Source organism: Paenarthrobacter aromaticivorans, assembly GCF_019038615.1.
Taxonomy (GTDB): domain Bacteria; phylum Actinomycetota; class Actinomycetes; order Actinomycetales; family Micrococcaceae; genus Arthrobacter; species Arthrobacter aromaticivorans.
In genome coordinates this window covers 1-19065 of sequence record NZ_JAHOPC010000027.1, presented here as the reverse complement: position 1 = coordinate 19065, position 19065 = coordinate 1, and the positions used below count along the sequence as shown (strand labels likewise).

At 62.2% G+C, this 19065-nt stretch carries 20 protein-coding genes; 4 read left to right on the top strand and 16 right to left on the bottom strand.

What is annotated here, in order from left to right:
• Nucleotides 1-398: 398 nt before the first annotated feature.
• Together KSW38_RS23015 and KSW38_RS23010 are read right to left on the bottom strand one after the other, a co-directional pair.
• Entirely contained in the window at nucleotides 399-1586 is a 1188-nt protein-coding gene (locus tag KSW38_RS23015) for a 4-hydroxybenzoate 3-monooxygenase (RefSeq protein ID WP_216927631.1), read from the bottom strand.
• Between the two features lie 110 nt (nucleotides 1587-1696).
• A complete protein-coding gene (locus KSW38_RS23010) occupies nucleotides 1697-2437 on the bottom strand; it encodes an IclR family transcriptional regulator (protein ID WP_216927629.1) in 741 nt (246 codons plus the stop codon).
• 163 nt (nucleotides 2438-2600) lie between these two features.
• Here KSW38_RS23010 and KSW38_RS23005 point away from each other — a divergent pair, with 163 nt between their 5' ends.
• Complete coding sequence (locus KSW38_RS23005) at nucleotides 2601-3869, top strand: MFS transporter (RefSeq protein WP_216927627.1); 1269 nt, start codon at nucleotides 2601-2603, stop codon at nucleotides 3867-3869.
• A gap of 14 nt (nucleotides 3870-3883) precedes the next feature.
• On the opposite strand, the gene KSW38_RS23000 is transcribed toward KSW38_RS23005, so the two are convergent.
• From KSW38_RS23000 to KSW38_RS22990, 3 genes are all read right to left on the bottom strand, one after another.
• The gene (locus KSW38_RS23000) at nucleotides 3884-4306 is read right to left on the bottom strand and encodes an Hpt domain-containing protein (protein WP_216927619.1); all 423 of its coding nucleotides are present in this window, start codon (nucleotides 4304-4306) and stop codon (nucleotides 3884-3886) included.
• Nucleotides 4299-5069, bottom strand: coding sequence for a signal peptidase I (locus KSW38_RS22995; protein WP_216927613.1), 771 nt, complete (start codon nucleotides 5067-5069; stop codon nucleotides 4299-4301). Before KSW38_RS22995 ends, KSW38_RS23000 begins: the two co-directional genes overlap by 8 nt.
• Before the next feature lie 177 nt (nucleotides 5070-5246).
• Complete coding sequence (locus KSW38_RS22990; RefSeq protein WP_216927611.1) at nucleotides 5247-5852, bottom strand: TasA family protein; 606 nt, start codon at nucleotides 5850-5852, stop codon at nucleotides 5247-5249.
• Nucleotides 5853-6104: 252 nt separating this feature from the next.
• On the opposite strand from KSW38_RS22990, the gene KSW38_RS22985 reads away from it, so the two are divergent.
• Together KSW38_RS22985 and KSW38_RS22980 are read left to right on the top strand one after the other, a co-directional pair.
• Complete coding sequence (locus tag KSW38_RS22985; RefSeq protein WP_216927609.1) at nucleotides 6105-8528, top strand: molybdopterin oxidoreductase family protein; 2424 nt, start codon at nucleotides 6105-6107, stop codon at nucleotides 8526-8528.
• Nucleotides 8525-8986: a hypothetical protein gene (locus KSW38_RS22980; RefSeq protein WP_216927607.1), complete on the top strand. Its 462-nt coding sequence runs from the start codon at nucleotides 8525-8527 to the stop codon at nucleotides 8984-8986. Before KSW38_RS22985 ends, KSW38_RS22980 begins: the two co-directional genes overlap by 4 nt.
• A 17-nt stretch (nucleotides 8987-9003) precedes the next feature.
• Here the strand turns inward: KSW38_RS22980 and KSW38_RS22975 are convergent, their stop codons facing one another.
• From KSW38_RS22975 to KSW38_RS22960, 4 genes are all read right to left on the bottom strand, one after another.
• On the bottom strand, nucleotides 9004-10269 hold the full coding sequence (locus KSW38_RS22975) for a hypothetical protein (RefSeq protein WP_216927605.1): 1266 nt from the start codon (nucleotides 10267-10269) through the stop codon (nucleotides 9004-9006).
• Nucleotides 10270-10455: 186 nt separating this feature from the next.
• Nucleotides 10456-10716: a GlsB/YeaQ/YmgE family stress response membrane protein gene (locus tag KSW38_RS22970; protein ID WP_216927603.1), complete on the bottom strand. Its 261-nt coding sequence runs from the start codon at nucleotides 10714-10716 to the stop codon at nucleotides 10456-10458.
• A 136-nt stretch (nucleotides 10717-10852) separates the two neighbouring features.
• A complete protein-coding gene (locus tag KSW38_RS22965; protein WP_223947291.1) occupies nucleotides 10853-11146 on the bottom strand; it encodes a hypothetical protein in 294 nt (97 codons plus the stop codon).
• Between the two features lie 165 nt (nucleotides 11147-11311).
• Nucleotides 11312-12364, bottom strand: a complete 1053-nt coding sequence (locus KSW38_RS22960; protein ID WP_254186847.1) for an FUSC family protein — start codon at nucleotides 12362-12364, stop codon at nucleotides 11312-11314.
• Between KSW38_RS22960 and KSW38_RS23670 the strand changes: the two genes are divergently transcribed.
• Nucleotides 12357-12491: a hypothetical protein gene (locus KSW38_RS23670; RefSeq protein WP_256449802.1), complete on the top strand. Its 135-nt coding sequence runs from the start codon at nucleotides 12357-12359 to the stop codon at nucleotides 12489-12491. The genes KSW38_RS22960 and KSW38_RS23670 overlap by 8 nt on opposite strands.
• A gap of 52 nt (nucleotides 12492-12543) precedes the next feature.
• Here KSW38_RS23670 and KSW38_RS22955 read toward each other — a convergent pair whose 3' ends face one another.
• From KSW38_RS22955 to KSW38_RS22925, 7 genes are all read right to left on the bottom strand, one after another.
• Nucleotides 12544-13821 (bottom strand): hypothetical protein, encoded by a 1278-nt coding sequence (locus KSW38_RS22955; RefSeq protein ID WP_308169471.1) that lies wholly within the window; start codon nucleotides 13819-13821, stop codon nucleotides 12544-12546.
• On the bottom strand, nucleotides 13818-14324 hold the full coding sequence (locus KSW38_RS22950) for a hypothetical protein (RefSeq protein ID WP_216927590.1): 507 nt from the start codon (nucleotides 14322-14324) through the stop codon (nucleotides 13818-13820). The genes KSW38_RS22955 and KSW38_RS22950 overlap by 4 nt, the downstream gene beginning before the upstream one ends.
• Nucleotide 14325: 1 nt before the next feature.
• The gene (locus tag KSW38_RS22945) at nucleotides 14326-15177 is read right to left on the bottom strand and encodes a hypothetical protein (RefSeq protein WP_216927587.1); all 852 of its coding nucleotides are present in this window, start codon (nucleotides 15175-15177) and stop codon (nucleotides 14326-14328) included.
• Nucleotides 15178-15266: 89 nt separating this feature from the next.
• Nucleotides 15267-15719, bottom strand: coding sequence for a hypothetical protein (locus KSW38_RS22940; RefSeq protein WP_216927579.1), 453 nt, complete (start codon nucleotides 15717-15719; stop codon nucleotides 15267-15269).
• 514 nt (nucleotides 15720-16233) lie between these two features.
• Nucleotides 16234-17637 carry a serine/threonine-protein kinase gene (locus KSW38_RS22935; protein WP_308169470.1) on the bottom strand — a complete coding sequence of 468 codons (1404 nt, stop codon included), beginning with the start codon at nucleotides 17635-17637 and terminating at the stop codon, nucleotides 16234-16236.
• 186 nt (nucleotides 17638-17823) lie between these two features.
• Entirely contained in the window at nucleotides 17824-18612 is a 789-nt protein-coding gene (locus tag KSW38_RS22930; RefSeq protein WP_216927577.1) for a methylenetetrahydrofolate reductase, read from the bottom strand.
• Nucleotides 18613-18650: 38 nt separating this feature from the next.
• A partial coding sequence (locus KSW38_RS22925) for a lipoyl synthase (RefSeq protein WP_487345396.1) occupies nucleotides 18651-19065 on the bottom strand: 415 nt, incomplete at its 5' end.

Genomic DNA, 19065 nt, shown 5'->3' with positions numbered 1-19065 from the left:
ACCACCTCATCCACAAAGAAAACTGGACCATCACCACCACCACCGGCGTGCCCTGGTTCACCCCACCCCCACACATCGACCCCAAACAAACACCACGACGCAACCACCACCACACACCCCTCAGAACATAAAAGAGCCGCAGAACACAAAAGAGCCCTCCGACCGTAAGAGTGCCCTGCGCATAAGAGTGCCCTGCGGATAACGAGGGCCCAGCGCATATCGAGGTCCAACGTGCACCCGTTGGAGCGCTTACTGGCGTTGCTCTGGCTGCCTCGCCAGAAGGTGACATCCTGCCGTCGAGCGCCCGTAACTCAAGCGCTCGTAAACCACGCCCCGCCCGGTAAGCTGAGCCGCGCCCCGAACTCAGCCGCCACTCGAGACGCAGCCGCGACGAAGCCCTACCGCGACGTCGGCCAGCCCGTGTACGACTCAGCCAGGTACGCCTTGGCGTGCTCGGACGAGACCACGGAGTGCAGCTCGCCCAGCTGACGGGCGCGGTCAAAGTCGTCTGCGCCGGGAACCGTATGCAGCATCGAGGTCATCCAGTAAGAGAAATGCTGGGCCTTCCAAACACGGTCCAGGGCGCGGTCGCTGTAGGAATCCAACAGTGTGGTGGAACCGTTGGAATAGAAGGAGTCCAAGCCTTCGAACAACACCTTTACGTCGTGTATCGCGAGGTTAAGGCCCTTGGCGCCGGTGGGTGGGACTGTGTGTGCGGCATCGCCTGCAAGGAAGAGATTGCCGTGGCGCATAGGAGTGTGGACGAAGCTTCGGAACGGTAGAACCATCTTTTCCAGGACAGGGCCTTCGTTGACCTCAAATCCGTTACCGTTCACGCGCTTTCGGAACTCGGACCAGATGCGTTCGTCGTCCCAGTCGGCCACGTTTTCCTTGGGATCGCACTGGAAGTACATGCGCTGCACTGTCTCGGTCCTCTGGCTGATCAAGGCGAAACCGTGCTCGGAGTTGGCATAGATCAGTTCGTCGGAGCTGCGCGGAGCCTGGGCCAGGATGCCGAACCAGGCGAAAGGGTATTCGTGGAAGAACCACTTTCGGTTGGCTTCGGGGATCTGGAAGCGGCAATGGCTGCGTGACCCGTCAGCGCCAACGAGGAAGTCGGCCTGGATCTCGAACTCCTGACCGTCGGAATCGGTGAACCAGACTTTCGGTTTGCCCTCGAGGTCGTGAACGGTGGTGTCCGTGACGCTGTAGCGAACGTCGCCGCCGTCGGCCTCGCGTCGCGCAGCGAGGTCGGCGAAAACGTCTGTTTGTGGGTACAGCCACACGGATTCACCCACCAGCTCTTTGAAGTTGATGCGGTGGCTTTCGCCGTTGAACCGCAACTCGATGCCATCGTGCCGGTCACCTTCACGCAGCACCCGGTCTGAGACGCCGGAGTCCACCAGCAGGTTGACAGTGCCGTGCTCCAGGATGCCTGCACGAACAGTTTCCTGGATTTGTTCCCGGCTGCGGACCTCCACCACCACGGATTCGATGCCTTGCCTGGCCAGTAAGTGGGAGAGCATGAGCCCTGCGGGACCTGCACCCATAATGGCGACTTGAGTGGTGACGGTAGTACGTGCCATGGTGTTCCTCGCTTCGTTGCGGTCCCGATGGGACGGGATGAGCTTGGAATCAGTGTGGCGGGCGATGCGTGACCGGTGTTACATGAATTCCGTTGAACGGAACCAGCACTTCAATCCCTAAGTTGCCGGCCTATCCCCCGCGCCGCGGTCTGTAACGCCGGAACCAGGGCCTGGAGTCGCATCTCAGCCAAGGGGACCACCACGCCAAGGGCGGCGACCGCGCGCCGCTTGCCGTTCATCACGGGCACGGCGATGCCCCAGGTGTCCGGATCAACGACTCCCGCCAGCTGCGCATAGCCCAGCTGCGCGGCCTCAGCCAGCAGGTGGCGTACGACGTCGGAAGTCACCTTTCCTTCCGGGTCTTGGAACTGTTCGAGGTACTCCGCCTGCAATTCGCGGGACTGGTATGCCATCAGCGCCAGACCGGCGGAGGAAATGTGGACGGGCATGCGACCGGCGATGCGTGCTCGGTTGGCAACCGAGCCCCGGCGCGAAAGCCGCTCCACGAACAGCGCCTCCCAGCCCTCAAGGACCGCCAGGTTCACGTTCTGGTTCAAGACTTGCTGGATATCCTCCATGAAGGGCAAGGCCGCTTGACGGAGTGCGAGCGTGGGCGAATTTCTGTTGACGAGTTCCCACAGTCGGAGCCCCAACCGAACGTTCCCGCCAGCGCCAAGTTCCAGCAAGCCGTGCCCTGAGAGTTGCCGGACCAGCCGGTGGGCGGACGACAATGGGAGGCCGGACCTATCGGCGAGTTCGGTCAGTTGCAGCGAGGTGGCGCCTTCAGGAAAGGCCTCAATAAGCCGAACTACACGGTCCACTACGGAGTCACCGGACGCTGAGTTGGCCACGATGCGCTCCTTTGCTGCCGTTCCTCTGCCTGACGCCGCAATGGCTTCTTCCATTCAATGGTAGAACGTGCCGCAGGTTACTCCCGCCGGTGATACAACTCTCATAACCGACCGGCCGTTCTGCTGGCCACATCCACTCTCAAAGAGAACTCCCGAGGACACTATGCCAACGATGCCATCTGCCCGCCGCTCACAATGGCCAGTCTGGCTGTGTTGGTTAGCCATGGTCTTGGACGGCTTCGACCTGGTGGTCCTGGGGACGGTGATCCCAACGCTCATCAGGACCGGTGACATCGGCTTTAACGCCGTTGGAGCTACCTTCGCTGCAACTATTTCCTTGGTAGGCGTGGGACTCGGCGCACTCTTTATCGCCCCGCTGTCCGATAAGTTCGGCCGGCGGAAGCTCTTGATCGCCTGTGTGGCGGGCTTCTCACTCTTCACGATTGGAGTCGCCTTCGCCCCCAACGTGGCGGTCTTCTCCGTACTGCGCCTTCTGGCAGGCCTCGGGCTGGGCGCTTGCCTCCCCGCTGCCCTCGCGTACATGAACGATTACGCACCCGCAGGCTCGGCCGGAAAGTCGACCACGCGGACAATGACCGGCTACCACGTAGGCGCTGTGGCCACCGCGTTCCTGGCTATCCTTGTTGTCCCTGACTGGCGCCTCATGTTTATCATCGGCGGCCTGGCCGGGCTGGCCCTCCTGCCATTCCTGTGGGCGAAATTGCCGGAGTCACTTCCTGAAGCAGTACCCGTGAAGGCGAACGAAACAACAAAGGCGACTCCCGGCGTCGTGCATTACACGGACGGCAAGCAAAAGACCGGGTTCCGCGACCTGCTGCAGAAGCCCTATCCGCTGGTGGCCCTGGGCATTGGCATCGCGTCGTTCATGGGTTTGTTGCTGGTTTATGGCTTGAACACGTGGTTGCCGCAGTTGATGGCAGCTGCGGGCTACACCGTGAGCACGGGCCTGACGCTGCTGCTGGTCCTCAACCTCGGCGCCGTGGCCGGGCTGGTTTTGGCCGGAATTCTTGCTGACCGGCACGGAACCAAGAAGATAGTGCTGCTGTGGTTCGGGCTTTCAGCAGTGTTCCTGGCCCTCCTCAGCGTGAAGATCCAGAGCGAGTTCCTGCTCAACGTCGCGGTGTTCGTCACCGGTGTCTTCGTGTTCAGCTCGCAGGTCCTGGTTTACGCATGGGTCAGTCAGTTATTTCCGGCGCGTCTCCGGGGAACGGCACTCGGTTTCGCTGCCGGCGTCGGACGCCTTGGCGCGATCGTTGGTCCTGCCGTGACTGGAACCCTGGTGGCCGCAAACATTGCCTATCCGGCCGGCTTCTACGTGTTCGCCGCAGCGGGACTTTTGGCTGTCGCAGCCCTGTTCCTGGTGCCCCATCAGGTCAAAAGTCCTGAGCCCGTGCCGGCGGGAGAACGGTAACCGCCGGCACGACGCTAGGTGCTCCGCTGGCCGTCCAACTTTCCGGACTGTGGGTGAAGGGACTCGCGGGCCTTGCCCAACAGCTGCGGTCCGGCCGCGTAGCAGCGATCGGTGTGTTGCCGGAGTGCCGGAAGTGCCTGGACGGCGTAGTCGAAGTGCTCCTCGCGGATCATCGACTCGATGGCCTTGCACTGGTCCTCTGTCTCAAGCGCGCCCACCATCGCCGAGGAGATCTTGAGGCTCAGCACAGCATCCATGCTGGCATCGGCGTCGTGTTGGCCGAGGCCGTTGGAGATCCTCAGTAGCCTGCCCGGCAACATCGAAAGGTAAGTGGAGAGAAAACGCAAGGCCGGTGTGGGGTCTCCCATCTCATCGGCCAAGGCCTGCAACCTGCATGGTTCCAGAGCCGGAACCTGACCGTCTGCCTCGTCAGTCATGGCTGGCTGCTTGTGGTTGCGCGGCATCTTCCGGCGTCGATTTGCTAGGGTCCCGGCGCCAGATGGAGGCGAGCATCCCGATAACCAGGATCCCGGGTGCCCCGTACATCAGGATGTTCAAGACGAGTGGTTCGCGGAGGGCGCGGATCGCATTCCCGACGTAAGGGATCGTCGCGATCTGCTTATCCACCGTTTTGCCCTGTAGGGTGGCGAGCCACGGATCGATGCCATTATTCGCGTCGCCCTTGGTCTGGACGGCCACGCCGCCATCGGCTGTTGTGGTGATCTCAGTGATGCGATGCGTCTCCACCCGCTGGTCTTCCACGGGAATGTGGTAGGTGATGATGTCACCCACCTTGATGTCGGTAAGCGGTGTCGGAACGGTGACGACGACGTCGCCAGGGTTGATCAACGGCGCCATCGATCCTGTCAGCATCGTGGAGGTTTGGTAACCCAGGATGCGCGGCCCGATCGCCAGGAAGAGGAAAACCAAGGCAGCCAAGGCCAGCATGCTGAAACCGAGGAATTTCATGGTGTTGGCAGCGATACGGCGGAACGCGCCTGGGGCCGCGACGGTTTTCGCTGGGCTTCCGGCGGCTGTTGCAGGGGCGGCTTTAGCGGGGGTCTCGACGGCGGTCGCCGTCGGTGCCGCTGCGGGCTGGTTCGCCTCGTCGATCTCTAAAGTCGTTGACGTCTTCGCAGGCTTTGCGGCTGAACGCCGGCCATTGAGGGTGGATCCGCTGATGCTGGTCAGTGCGCTCATAGTCCTGGCGTTCCTTCCGTTGTTGGTTATCTTCTGATTGAAAGTCTGGGATATCTGGCTCAGGCTTCCTGCGGGAAAGCCTCAAGTCTGGCTCAGGAAATACCGGCGGACCTGATCGGGCAGGGGGGCGCCCGACCAGGCCCGGCGGGGCTCTGTTTGTTGATTCTTAGACTGGTGTTACTTGGTGGTTTCGGTGCGTTGGGTGCCGGTGAAGGCGAAGCCGATGGTGCTGGTGGCGCCTTGGAAGGTGTCGTTCGCGGTGGTGGGGAACGCGGTGGTGACCTTGAGGTAGTCGGTTTTGGCCGAGGTCAAGGCGGTGAGGTTGTTCAGGACCTTGTTCGCGGTGATGACCGGGGCGGCTGCCATGACCGTGGTCTTGGTGCCGGAGCAGGTGTAGGGTGCTGCGGCGCCGGTCCAGGCGACCGAGCAGTTCTCGATCGTCAGCTGCAGGCCGTTGGTTGCGTCGGTGGTGAGCAGTGAGGCGGTGGCCCCGGCGGAGGTGGTGAGGGTGACGTTGTTCAAATCCGAGTTGCCGGTGTTGGCCAGGGTGACGAGCTTTTCGACCTTGTCTCCGGGCAGCAGCCCGGCGATGGGGACGTTGAGGGTGTTGTTCGCTCCGGTGCCCAGGGCGATGGTGACGGTGCCGGCGGTGACTTGCTGGCTGGCCGAGGTGGAGGAGGTGAACGCGCCGTAGGTTCCCATGCCGGCGACGGCGGCTGCGGTGCCTAGCAGTGCGACGGAAGCGAGGACTTTGCCGGAGGTGGTCTTGAGGCTGATGGCCATGGGAATCAGTGTCCTTTCGGGAGGCCACCGCTACCGGGTCGGCCGTTTGGTTTGCCGGCCCTGAGTGGCTGACAAGAAACACTGTGCCGGGCCCGGATCAAGAACCACTCCTGCAATCCATCAACACTCGCTCAGGAAAAGATCAAGAATTCTTGGTTCACTCCGAACCGCACGAAGCCGTGCTCTGGACTGATAATAAGCAAGCTGATAATCCTGTAGCGAAAGGCCAACGCTAAACACAGAGGTGGGATCATGGTGGATCGCATTACCGATATATGGGGCGCGAGGACGCCGTTCGAGCGGGAAGCTGAGTGGCCCTCCCGCGTGGACTACGCCCTCCAGGAAGGCCTCACGGAGGGCGACGTCGACCACTGGGTCCAGTCCGCCTGCGTGCTGTGCAGCAATGGCTGCGGCTGCGATATTGCCGTTAAGGACGGGGTCATGGTGGGCATTCGCGGCCGGGCGGAAGACCGCATCAACAAGGGACGCCTTGGGCCGAAGGGACTTTTCGCAAGCTGGCAAGGCGTCTCGAACAAGGACCGCATCACCCAGCCATTGATCCGCGAAGGTGGCCGCTTGGTTGCCACTGATTGGGACACGGCCATGAAGCGGATCGTGGAACGCAGCAAGCAACTGTTGAAGGAGAAGGGTCCCCTCAGCCATGGCTTCTACACCAGCGGGCAACTGTTCCTTGAGGAGTACTACGCCCTGGGCGTGATTGGGAAAGCCGGTATCGGGACACCCCATATGGACGGAAATACGCGCCTGTGCACTGCGACCGCGGCATCCGCGCTCAAGGAAACCTTTGGGGCAGACGGCCAGCCCGGCGCGTATGAGGACATCGACAACTGCGATGCCATCTTCCTTTACGGTCACAACATGCCAGAAACCCAGACCGTTCTCTGGGCCCGCATCCTGGATCGACTTTCAGGACCCACCCCGCCAAAACTCGTGTGCGTCGACCCGAGAAATACCGAGGCCGCGCGTTTTGCCGACGTGCATCTGGCGGTCCGGCCAGGAACCAATCTCGCGCTCATGCACGCACTGATCCGGGAGGTCCTGCAGAACGGCTGGGAGGACCCTGCCTACATTCAAGACCACACGCTCGGTTACGACGAGCTGAAATCCACTGTGGAGGAATGGACGCCCGAGGCTGCTGCCGAGGTATGCGGCGTCAGCGCCCACGACATCAGGACGGCCGCCCGCATCTTCGGCACGTCGGATCGGGTACTTTCCACCGTTTTGCAGGGGTTCTACCAATCGTCACAGGCCACAGCGTCCTCCTGCCAGGTCAATAATCTCCACCTGCTGCGCGGCATGCTCGGCAGGCCTGGAGCCGGCCTACTACAGATGAACGGGCAGCCGACGGCACAAAACAACCGCGAATGCGGGGCCGACGGCGACCTCCCGGGCTTCCGTAATTGGCACAACCCGAGACACGTTGAAGAACTGGCCTCCCTGTGGAACGTGGATCCTGCGATCATCCCCCACTGGGCACCGCCGACCCATGCCATGCAAATCTTCCGCTACGCCGAGCAAGGATCCATCAACTTCCTCTGGGTCTCGGCTACGAACCCTGCGGTCTCCCTGCCCGAGCTGCCCCGGATACGGGAGATTCTGGCCAAGCCTGAACTGTTCCTGGTGGTGCAGGATCTGTATCTCACCGAGACCGCGAGCATGGCCGACGTCGTCCTCCCCGCCGCCGCGTGGGGCGAAAAGACAGGAACATTCACCAACGCTTCCCGCGTCGTCCATATCTCCGACAAAGCCGTAGACCCACCTGGTGATGCCCGCAGCGACCTGGATATTTTCCTGGACTACTCCAACCGAATGGGCTTCACCACCCTGGACGGCACGCCCTTGTTGACGTGGGAGGGCCCGGAAGATGCCTTCGAAGCTTGGAAGGATTGCTCGCGCGGACGCCCTTGCGACTACACCGGACTGAGTTACTCGAGACTCCGTGGTGGCAGCGGGATCCCGTGGCCCTGCAATGAGGAAAACCCGGATGGCACCACGCGTCTCTATACGGACGGGGTATTTCCCAGCGATCCTGACTATTGCGAAAACTATGGTCACGACCTCCTGACAGGGGCCGAAGTGGAGCCTGAGTCCTACAGGGCCAAGATGCCCAAGGGCCGCGCCTGGCTCAAAACAACCAAGTACCATCCACCGCACGAAGAACCGGACGACGACTACCCGCTCCGGTACACAACGGGTCGGACGGCGTATCACTTCCACACACGGACCAAGACGGGACGTTCCCGGACACTGAACGCCGCGGCCCCACGGATGTGGGTGGAGCTCTCCGTCGAAGACGCCTCAGCGCTGGGGATCACCGAAGGCGACATCGTCCGCGTGTCATCCCGGCGCGGCCTCATTGAGGCCCCGGCTCGAGTCAGCGGCGTCCGGCCCGGCACAGTTTTCGCGCCTTTCCACTACGGATACTGGGACTCGACCATGGCATCCGGCCTGTCTGATTCTCCCAAGGATTCGCAGAAGACCGCAGCAAACGAACTCACCATCACCGAGTGGGACCCGGTGTCAAAGCAACCGCTTTTCAAGAATGCCGCGGTGAAAGTGGAGAAAATCCGCGACGGCGACGGACCGGCTCCCGCGCCCAACACCACCGCTTCACGGCAGGCAGGAGCTTCACGGCAGGCAGGACAACAACAATGAACCTCAACATCTACCTGGGTTTACTGCATCAGGGTGAAGCCACCCTGGCTGAGTCGTTCCGGCAGGTTTCAGAGGGGCATGGCTCGGAACCCGACATACATTTCCTCTGCCAGACATTGGCCAAGCAGTGCGATAGGCACGAGGAAGTCCTCCTGCCAATAGCGGAGCGGTATGGCAAGGACACATCCGAGCACGAACCCGAGCGGCTCCACGCCCAGGGCCTGTCAGAAACCCGGAGCGGTCCTGTCGGCCTCCTTCGCGACCTGCAGGACCTGTACCTGCTGGCGAGCTTGGTCGATGTCACGTGGACTGTGGTGAATCAAGCTGGATCCGCACTGCGCGACGCCGAGCTGCTCGCCGTCGTCGAGCAGTGCCACAAAGAGACGGAGGTCCAGCTCAGCTGGCTGCAAACCCGAATGAAGCAGGCGGCACCGCAGGCGCTTCTGGTGGCCGACTAAGTCACCGGCAGACAAAGTCAGTGCGGCAGAAGCCCCAGGATCGGGAGGGTTACCGCCGTCGAAATGGCCATGGACGCGGTGTTGCCGATGACCGGATGGAAGCCATCCGGTAGCCGGGCCGATATGGCCCTGGCGATGGGAGGGGCCAGCACCGCTCCAAGCAATGCGCCGCCGATGATGCTCCAACACGAGCCGTCGTAGGCGAGCACGGCGGCCGGCGCGACTGAGACGAGTGACGCGTAGGTGGCCGCCCACCCTCCATTGCTGAACTGGCCGTTTCTGAACCAACTCCGCCAAAGAACCACACCGATGGCCGACGTGAGTGCCTGCGCGAAGAGGATGTGCGGAACGAGATTGGAACCGTACGCGGGCAGCGCAGGATTCAGCACGAAAGCCACTGCGACGCCAAGGATCATGCCCGCACTGGCGAGTTCGTTGGCGAAAAATTGGGTCTCAGTGAAATCCGAGAGAACCCGGCGGGACGCCCACACTGCGTCCTTAAGAACACGGTTAAGGCCCGACGGCGGCTGGACGGGTTGCGGTTGCGGGTTCAGAGCCGGCTGCGGAGCCGGCTTACGCAGGACAAGCCAAGGCAATTTCCGGGCAATGAGGAAAGCCACTACTGATCCCAAGGACATCGCAAGGACGTTCGCCACCACGGGCGGTAGTCCCAGCGGCGCGGTGACCGTTGGAATGAGCACCAGCGCACAGGGCGTGATGGTGAATGCGCCGAGGACAGCTCCGGTCAGGCAGGTCGGCCAACCGGGTCCATACATCAGGACCATTGCCGGGGCCACGCAAACGAAAGGCACGAACGTGGGCTGCCATCCGTCGTCGAGCATCCGGCCGAAAACTACGTTGGACAACAGCAGGCTGAGGGACGCAGAGGCCAGCACCCACGGCCACAGTCCGGTGCCATACGTCAGCTGGCCAGCCCAGTTCTTGCCCCGCCGGCCAGCCCACCACGCCAGCAGAGCGCCGGCAAGCAACCCGCATGCTGCCAGCTCTGATTTATAGAACAGGGGCTCCGTCATATCGCCAAGGAACCATTGGACCGCTGCGAAAGGGGAGTTGGTGACCGATGCAGCCCAGCCTTCAAACGCAGGGCCGAGCCGCGGCGATTGCTGCCCGAGCGTGTGGAGGACAAGTGCGAGCGCTCCCGCGAGGATGACCGAAGCCAACCCGCCCAACGCTGTCCCGAGCGCGCCGAGCTCAGTTGCCGTCTTCTTTGGGGCAGGATCCGGCCGACGGCGGGGCCCGCCGTCGACAGCTGAGGTGAGCATCGTTGATAACCCTTAGCGTGCGATGTGGTGTAACTCGAAAGCAGCGTATCCGAGCTTTCCAAGGCGGCCCCACTCGTGTTGCTGCGGAGGATTTGTGACCGGCGACGACCAGATCCTGGGAGGCACGTAGCACCAACGAAAGAGGCCCCAACGCTTTCGCGTCAGGGCCTCCCGGAGCTCGTTGAATCAAGCCTTCCTGCGTGTGACCAATCCCCAGATGACCAGTACGATCAGCGCACCTCCAATTGCGAGCAACCAAGTGGAGATCGACCAGAATTCGTTGATGCCAACCTTGAAGATGGCGCTACCGATCCAGCCACCCAGCACGGCGCCCACAATTCCCAGCAGGAGTGTCGCGATCCAGCCGCCTCCCTGCCTGCCCGGCATGATGGCCTTGGCGATGGCTCCTGCAATCAAACCCAAAATGATCCAACCAATGATTCCCATTTGTTTCCCTTTTCTCGTACGTAGGCCTCGGTCCAGCACCAATACTTGGTGCCGCCGTCGGCCTGATTGCTAGCTGCCCGCTTGCGCGGCGAACTATCCCGACAACTGGGCGGGCAGACGGTTTGGGGCTTCCCTGTTACTGAAGGAGGGCTTCGATCTCTCCAGCCGGCAGTCCGGCTACTTCCGCAAGAGCCCGGGGATCGACACCGGCGTCGACGGCCTTCTTGAAGGCCAGGGCCAGTGTGTTCTGGGAGATGGCCAGCTCATGCTGAAGGCTTTGGCGGCGAAGCGCAGCGACCCAGACGCCGCTGACTGGATCCAAGGCGTCGATGTCCATCCTGAAACCGCAGCTGCAAGCCCACTCCGGCCAGATTGGCTCCACGGTGATCCACTGCATGGAGTCGTAGCCGGGTCCTGCGGAGATAGCCATGTGTGAACCGCAGTGGACCGGGCCGCTTGGAAGTACCTGTTCCGCAGTAACGGTATTCCCAGCCCTTGGTGTGGAGCTTGGTTCACGCAATGCGACTGTCATCGTCTTCTCCCACACATTCCCTAGTAACTATCTTGGCTATCTAGTTATATGTGTACTTACGATTTAAGTCCAGCCAGCCGGGATAGTCGCACGCACCCGCCGCCAGAGAGCGGGTGTCACCACCACCGCAACGCCGACGGCGGCACCGATCACCGTTTCGATGATGCGGTCCCGCAACAGGAGGCCTGGATCAACCGGGGCTGCCAGCAATGTAGCTATCAGGGCAAGCGGAGTCACGAAGATCTGAGCCACAAGGTACTGCCGGGCGATGAACATTTCAGCACCGAACTGGCAAGCTGCGATCACCAGGACCATGGCCCAGGGCGCAGGATTGAGCCAGAGGATGCCCGCAAGCAGCACCAGTCCGATCACCGTTCCGGCGATTCTTTGGATGCCACGGCTCACGCGGTGGCGGGTCGAATGTCCCACCAACGGAACCACTGCCGCGACCATGGCCCAGTAAGTGTGACCGAAGCCGAGCCGCTCCCCCACCAAAGTCGCGATGGTCCCCGCAAGCCCGGCAGCAATCAGGTATCCCCCGCCTTCCAACCAGATCGCCCGACGTTCCGGGGCGGTGTGGCGGATGCGGGGCGGCCGTTTCCAGGGGGTCCTGTGAGTCTTGAGCACCCGTGACGACATACCAATCAGAAGACAGAAGACCGTAGTCCCTGCCGCAACTAGCATTGCCTCCCCGAGCGGCGGCTGCGCCTGGATGGATGCGATCGCAGCGAAGGCGAAGATGTGAAAGAGGGAGCCGCCAGGCCTCAGCCTCCAGGCGGCGACCACCACCGAGCACCCGCCGGCCACGAGAGTGGTAGCAGCCGTCAAGAGCCACGAATACGCGGCACCTTCGATTCCAATAGCTTGCGCTACGCGAGCCATGAGCGTGGCCAGCAAAATGATCAGCAGCATGAAACCGCCAGCACGCAACTGGCTCCGGAAGCGGACGCTGTGCGGTTCGTTGCGGCCATAGATGCCCGTAAACGCACCGAACGAGGCAAATACGGCCAGGTCCAGCCGCCCCAACAGCGTCAGTGTAATCAACGGAACAAAGACACCTACAGCACAACGGAGAGCCGGGTGATGGTCCTTGTTTCCAGGACCCATCGTGAACATTTCCGCTACAGCCTTCAAGGGACGGTTCGCCTTTCGTCGCAGGATCAAAACGTACGACGGCGGCACTGGCGTCCGCTTCAAGGCTACGCTCCGGGCTCTGGACAACTCCGGGTTTGTGCACAGATAGTGCCCCTTATCACGAGGAATAAGGGGCACTATCGGTTGCTCACGACTTGTTGCTAGAAGCGGGAGGTTGTACCTTGCACCGTGGTGGTTGAGAGCGGGTTGCTCGCAATATCCGTAAGGCCGGATGCCGGCGTGTAGCTGGGGATGGGCGTGGGTGACGTGGAAACCGTGTTGCCGCCAGCGGTTCCGCTACCCAAGATGATGGTCAGTGTTCGCGCCGTCGGATTCCAGCTCAGGCTGGAGGCGTTACCGCCATTGCCGCTAAAGCTGAGCGCGGAGCCCGTGTAGTTGCCGCCTAGTGCAACACTGCCAACCCTGAGGGTCGAGCAACCAGCCCCTGTAACTGTCAGCGTATTGGTAGAGCTCACGTTGACTACCACGTTGTCCGCATTGTTGCCGGCTTGGGTCTGCACGTTGGTGGCGTTGTTGGCCCAGGCGCTGCAGATCGTGGTCGGGTTGATCGGTTCCGAGAACGTTATCGTCACCGAATCGCCCTTCTCCACCTTTCCGAGGGTGCCGCCCGAAACGTTGTTCAGCTGGACCCCCGTCACCGTTGGCGAGCTCACGTCCTTGGTGGATGTAGCCGTTCCCGCGGGACCAGTGTTACCGGCGGCGTCGGTTGCCTGGGCGGAGTAATTAATGGCCCCTGGGCTGAAAGCGCTCAGGTTCAATGGCGTTACTGTCCAGTTGCCGGAGCTGTTGGTGCTGACTGTCTGGGTCACGGGCAGGGCTCCTGTTCCCGTTACGGTCAGAGTGACCGAAGACAAGGCCTCTGCCGTACCGCTGACCGGAACAGCGCTCACGTTTCCGCTGTAGACATATGGTGGCGCCGTCACCGACGGGGCGAGGGGTGCAGTGGCGTCCACTATGGCAGCTACGCTCCGTGTGCTTTCAGCCCCCTGCCACTGGGAAAGTTTCGGGGTTACCGTGTAGTACCAGTTCCCGGTGCCGGCTCCGCTGTCCACGCAGTTCAGCCCTACCACTGTTCCTGCACAGGTTCCGGTCGCCGCTACCGCAGTGCCCCCGCTCGCTACCGGGTACCGGGCGATGCTGTAGCCGGTCACGGACCTGCCTGCCGTCGTCGTGCTTGCCGCCCAGGTGACCGTCACGCTGGTTCCGGAAACGGCGACCCCGGGCTTGGCACCCTGGCCTACGGCGTCTGCCTTCGCTGCGCCGAAGCCGTTGTTGACAGAGCTCCAGAAAGCACTTGCGGCGGGGCCTCCCCAGGAGACGAGAAGGATGCCGAGCACGATCACGAGGGCGCGGTTCCAAGCACCCATCGTCACCCGCGTTGGGGACGATGACGGAGCGGACTGGCGAAGGGGGGTCACTTCCGTACCTCCAGCGTGACGGGGACGTTGAATTGGGCGCCTTGGCAGGCGGATAGTGAGGCCGCGCTCATGCTGGCCGCACCTTGAAGAGTGAGGAGGATGGACGTATTTGCCTGGATGGTCACCGTTGGGGTCAACGGCGCCGGAGGTGGCGTGAAGGTGACGCCGGTGGTGGTGCAGCCTGGATGCGCGGCATCGGCGGTCACTGCGCCGTTGGCCGCTATTCCGTAGATGGTAACCGCATGTGTATTGGGGTTGGTTGCCCGGACAATAACGTCCGCAGTTCCACCCGGAACGAGGCTGGTCTGCGGGGTGTCTCCTGCGATAAGGGCGTCCACAGTCACTGTTTGCATCGTCCCGTTGATCGCCGCACCGCTGCCGATTCCGGTGGTAGCCCAATAGGCGTAGGCAGTACCTACGCCTCCCAGGATGCAGAGGGCAACTGTGGCGGCAGCGGTGCGGGCGATCCGTCCGCTACGGGGTTTCCGGCTGAGCTTCGTCATGTTAGTTCGCCTGTCCCGTCCCAGAGAAGGTGAGTTGGAGGGTCGCGCCTTTGCAACCGTCTTGGAGCTGGACCGTGTCCAGCATCCTCACTTGGGGCCAGTTGCTTTGGGGCACTCCAAGCGAAGTCAGCGAGCTGGGCCCTGAGGGAGCTGCGAATGGGTACGTTCCGGTGTATTGGGTGATCTGGTAGTCAGCGCTGCTGCAGGGGAGGTTTGCAGCCACTGCTGCCGGCGTGCGCACCACCTGCGCGATCGCAACCGTCAGGTTGGTGACGGCGATGCTCTTCGTCTCGGGGTTGGAGATCTGCAACTCCAAGGATCGGGAGACTCCTGGTGCCAGCAGACCATTCAGTGATCCCGTGACTCCGAAGGTCCGCTTGACTTCCTGAACCTGCAACTGCCCCGGCGCCGCGTTCGACTGGACGGCGCCACTGGCCCCCTTCACCGTGAAGTCGAACTTGCCGACCGTCGTCGTAGTGGACGTCGCGACCGTCAAAGTGACTTGGGCGGTGGTGCCGGACCCCAGAACCACCGACGACGGCGACCACGCGGCTGTCGCTCCAGCCGGAAGGCCCGTAACGGTGAACGTCACGGGTCCGGTGAAACCGCCCGTCGATGTGGCTGACACCGCAAAGGTGGTTGACTGCCCCTGATCCAGGCTTCGGCTCGAAGGAGACAACGCCACTGCAATCCCCTTGGCCACCTTGGCCGTATTGCCTTGGGTAGCGCTTTGTCCAGCACTGGCAGCCAATGCCGCTACGGGCACAAATGCCACGACGAGCGCAAGCAACAGTGCGCGGAGCGGTACTCCATCTCGACGGAAAGGCGTGGTGCGCTCTGGCCGGTGGTACATGGAAGCTCTTTTCGGACGGAAGCGTTCAGGCGGGAGGAATGCGGAAGCCGGGGACCACCACTCGCAAGGTGGTCCCCGGCATGTACGCGCTACTGGCTGGAGACGTTGACCGTGACAGTCGCGGACTTGCAGGCGTCCTGGTTGTCAGTGCTGTCGTTGAACTTCAGGACCCCGCTGCCGACCGAGATTCCCGTGGCAGAGGCGGCGACGGTCGAGTTGCTGGTCACGGCGGTGACATCGAACCATGCCGGGAGGCATTCGGGAACGCTGGTGGTGACATTTGCGGTCAGGGCTCCGACTACCGTGCTGGACGTCGTCAAGTTGTCCGCCGTGTAGGCCACGTTGGTTTGGTTGCCCGGCGTCAGGCCGGCATTGAAGGTGGCGTGCAGTGCGACAGTTCCGCCACCGGCTGAGTTGGCGGCTGAACCGCTGCCTGAACCCGTGGTGGTCCAGTAGGCGTAGGCGGCTCCGCCACCTACGGCTACCAATGCCACGCCTGCGACGGTGGCGGTGATCCGGCTCTTCTTGGAAAGCTTGCGCATGGTATGACTCCTTGGTTGATCTGTTCTCCGGGGAGCCGCATCGCAACCCCCAGCACCCACCCCTTTTCCGGCGGATGAAGCGATGTCCCCAATAGTTCAGCCAGCAGTGCCACCGTGACTACTCTTGGGTGTACGCCTCTTTTCCGCCCGACCAAGGGGTCAGGAATACGCTGAACCGGCTGGCAAGTACTCAGTTTTCGCGTTTGGGGCTACTTGGTTCGACTTTGCGTTATCGGGCTGCAGGAGGGGCTTTTGTGCCGATCTGATAGCGCGCTTTGCTACACCAACGCTGGCCTTCTGCGTTGATGAGCATGCTGGCAGCGGTTGGATCCGGAGTACTCAGTTTTTTGAAGGCCCGATACCTGACCCCGGGAGGTCTCTGCGGGCCAGAGATCCGGAGAATTCAGGGGCCACTGAGCCAACATTGTGCCCATCTTGAGCAAAAACTGCGCTGGTGTTCGATTCATGAGGGTCCGGCAAAGGTGCATCACTGCAGAATGCCCTGCCCGGATTTTCAGTTCCCGCGCTTGCCCTTGCCGTCCCTCTGGCTCTTTTCGTCGGATTGGCCGCCCCCTGGCCCTCCACCCACAGATGTACCGTCCCCTGGCTCAACGACCTCGGGTGATTCGGTTTCCTGGGCAACCTCAGTTGGGCTGGTCTGTTGGCTCTCTCCTGACGACGGAGCGTCTCCCGGCCCGCTGCCTGAGCCCGATGGAGGCAACAGAACGGTTTGCACTGGCCCTGGAATGAGGACAGTTTCCACCGGCCCAGGGGTGGTAATCGTAATCACCGGCGTCGGGGTGCCAACCGGGGAAGGAAGGTTGGAGTCCTGGGTTACCGGGGATGGCGATGTAACGTCTGCCGGCAAGGGCTCCTGACCAGACAACGCCACCGCCAGGGGGACGGCCAGCGCTGCCGCAAGAAGCACCATCAACAGGGCCCCGAGCCTGCCCCTTCCCCCACTTCTATGAAGCCTAGGGGAAACTGCAGTTGCTGCACCGACGGCGGGCGCCCGGGCAGGCAGAGGGGGCAAAAGCGCGGTAGCTGCCGGGTGCGCGTAAGCCTCTTGCCAAGGGCGACCCAGGAATTCTTCGATCTCCCCAGCGGTCGGCCTGTTGTCTGGTTCAAGATCCGTCATGGACTTCAGCAACTCGGCTATGGGGTGATGAATCTGCTCAGGGATGACCGGCGCACGGTGAAGCCGGGCCGCAGCGGACTCGATTGGCGTCCCCGGATACTCTGTCCTGCCAGTGAGGCACTCCAAGAGCACCAGGCCGAGGGAGTAGATATCGCTGGCAGGAGCCAAGGGACGGCCGAGGGCCTGTTCCGGGCTGAGGTACTGGGCGGTTCCCACCGTCATTCCGGTGGCCGTCAGGCGGCTACCTTCCAATATTCTTGCCACGCCAAAATCGGCCAGTTTCACTATGCGTTCGGGGCCTGGAGTTTCCGAAACCAGGATGTTGGCGGGTTTTATATCCCGGTGAATCACTCCGCCTCCGTGAACTTGCACGAGGGCACCTGCAAGGGCGTGGCCTATGTGCGTTGTTTCCGCGAGGCTGAGCGGGCCTGCAGCAAGCACCGAACGCAGGTTATTTCCGGAAACCAGTTCCATGACCAGGTAGGCCTGCGGCGGGCCGGAAGTTCCGGCGTCCACACCGGCGTCGTAAATATGCACCAGACCGGGGTGATCAAATCCTGCCAGCAACCGCATCTCGGCCTGCTGACGCTCCTCGAAGCCATCATCGCCTGAGCCCGGGGAAAAGATTTTCAGGGCAACTTCACGCTGAAGAATTTCATCACGCGCCTTGCAGACCGTGGACATTGCCCCGTGTCCGAGTAGCTCCATAATCCGGTAGCGGCCGTTGAGAATGTCCCCGCCGCCTGCTGGATCAACGAAAGCTTCCCCGCTTGCCCTCACGGCCCTACACCTCTTGCGTCTAAGCGCGCTGCGCCGATTTACCCCCCCATTGATCCTGCGCTGCGATGCAGTTGCTAAGTAACCTTCCTACGGCAAACGTACAGCGTCTGCGGCACCTTGCCAACCATGGAGTTTGCTACTACTTTTCCCGAAAAAATTGGGGAAATTCCGCACCTTAAGCTCCGGTTACCGGAGCCCTTCGACGGCGGGTTGCGGCGTTGGAAGTGCGTCCAAGGAATTGAAGCTGTAGAGCTGAATTCCCTCTATCCCGGGTCGGGCAGAGAGCTCCTGGGTGAGCGTGTCCGGCATGTAGCTTTCCCCAATCAGTAGCCTCCGGGCAAGCGGGCCCTTGCGGCTGAGGAATTTCAAGGATGACCCCACTCCGATCTTGGTGGCAAGCGAGACCAGCTTTGCCTTGGGCACGGCCCCGGCCACACCTGCCCAGACTGGAAGGAGCACACCCTCACGGCGGAGCATAGCCACATAGTCATGGATCTTGTCCGCCGAGAAGCACAACTGCGTGACGATCTTGCTGGCTCCGTGTTCTTGCTTCTCAAGCAAAGCATCAACCAGGTGCAGGCCGGTGATATCCGGATGCCCTTCGGGGTACCCAGCCACTCCAACGCTCATGGCACCGTACGTTATCTGGGCAATGTCGCGCAGCAATTCCCCACCAGTGGAATACGAGCCCGAGGGCCGCCCGTCGCCACCGATGGCGAAGACTTCCGTGATGCCCGACGCCGAGCAGTCACGCAGTATGGCGGATAGTTCGGCGCGGCTTTCAACAGCCTTAGCTGCAAGGTGGGGAACAACGGTGTAGCCGAGCTCCGTTAGCTGGAGGGCGGCCCGCAGGGTGGCACCGACACCGTGCTTGGGGAGGCAGGTAATGCTGATCGCCGTAGACAGGGGCAACATCTGGCTGACAGCGTCCACGATTCCCTCGGACGGGATGATCTCAACGCGGAGGGGAAGCATGAGGTGTCCTTTTGATCTGGGTTCAGGGTGTTCTGGGTTCAGGCGTGGGCGGCGAGGATGGTGGAGGCTTCCTGGCGGGTGGTGCCGGAGGACTCGATGTGGGCCAGGGCGGCGGGGATTTCCCAGCCCTTCTTGCGCATCGCGGTGGCCCACAAACGCCCCGCCCGGTACGAGGAGCGCACCAGGGGCCCGGACATGACACCGAGGAAGCCGATTTCCTCGGCCTCGTGCTGCAGGTCCACGAATTCCTGGGGCTTGACCCACCGGTCCACGGGAAGGTGCCGTTCGGAGGGGCGCAGGTACTGGGTGATCGTGATCAAATCACACCCTGCCGCGTGCAGGTCCCGCAGGGCTTCGGAGATTTCCTCGCGGGTTTCGCCCATGCCCAGGATCAGGTTGGACTTGGTCACCATGCCCAGGTCCCGGCCCTGGGTGATGACATCCAGGGAGCGT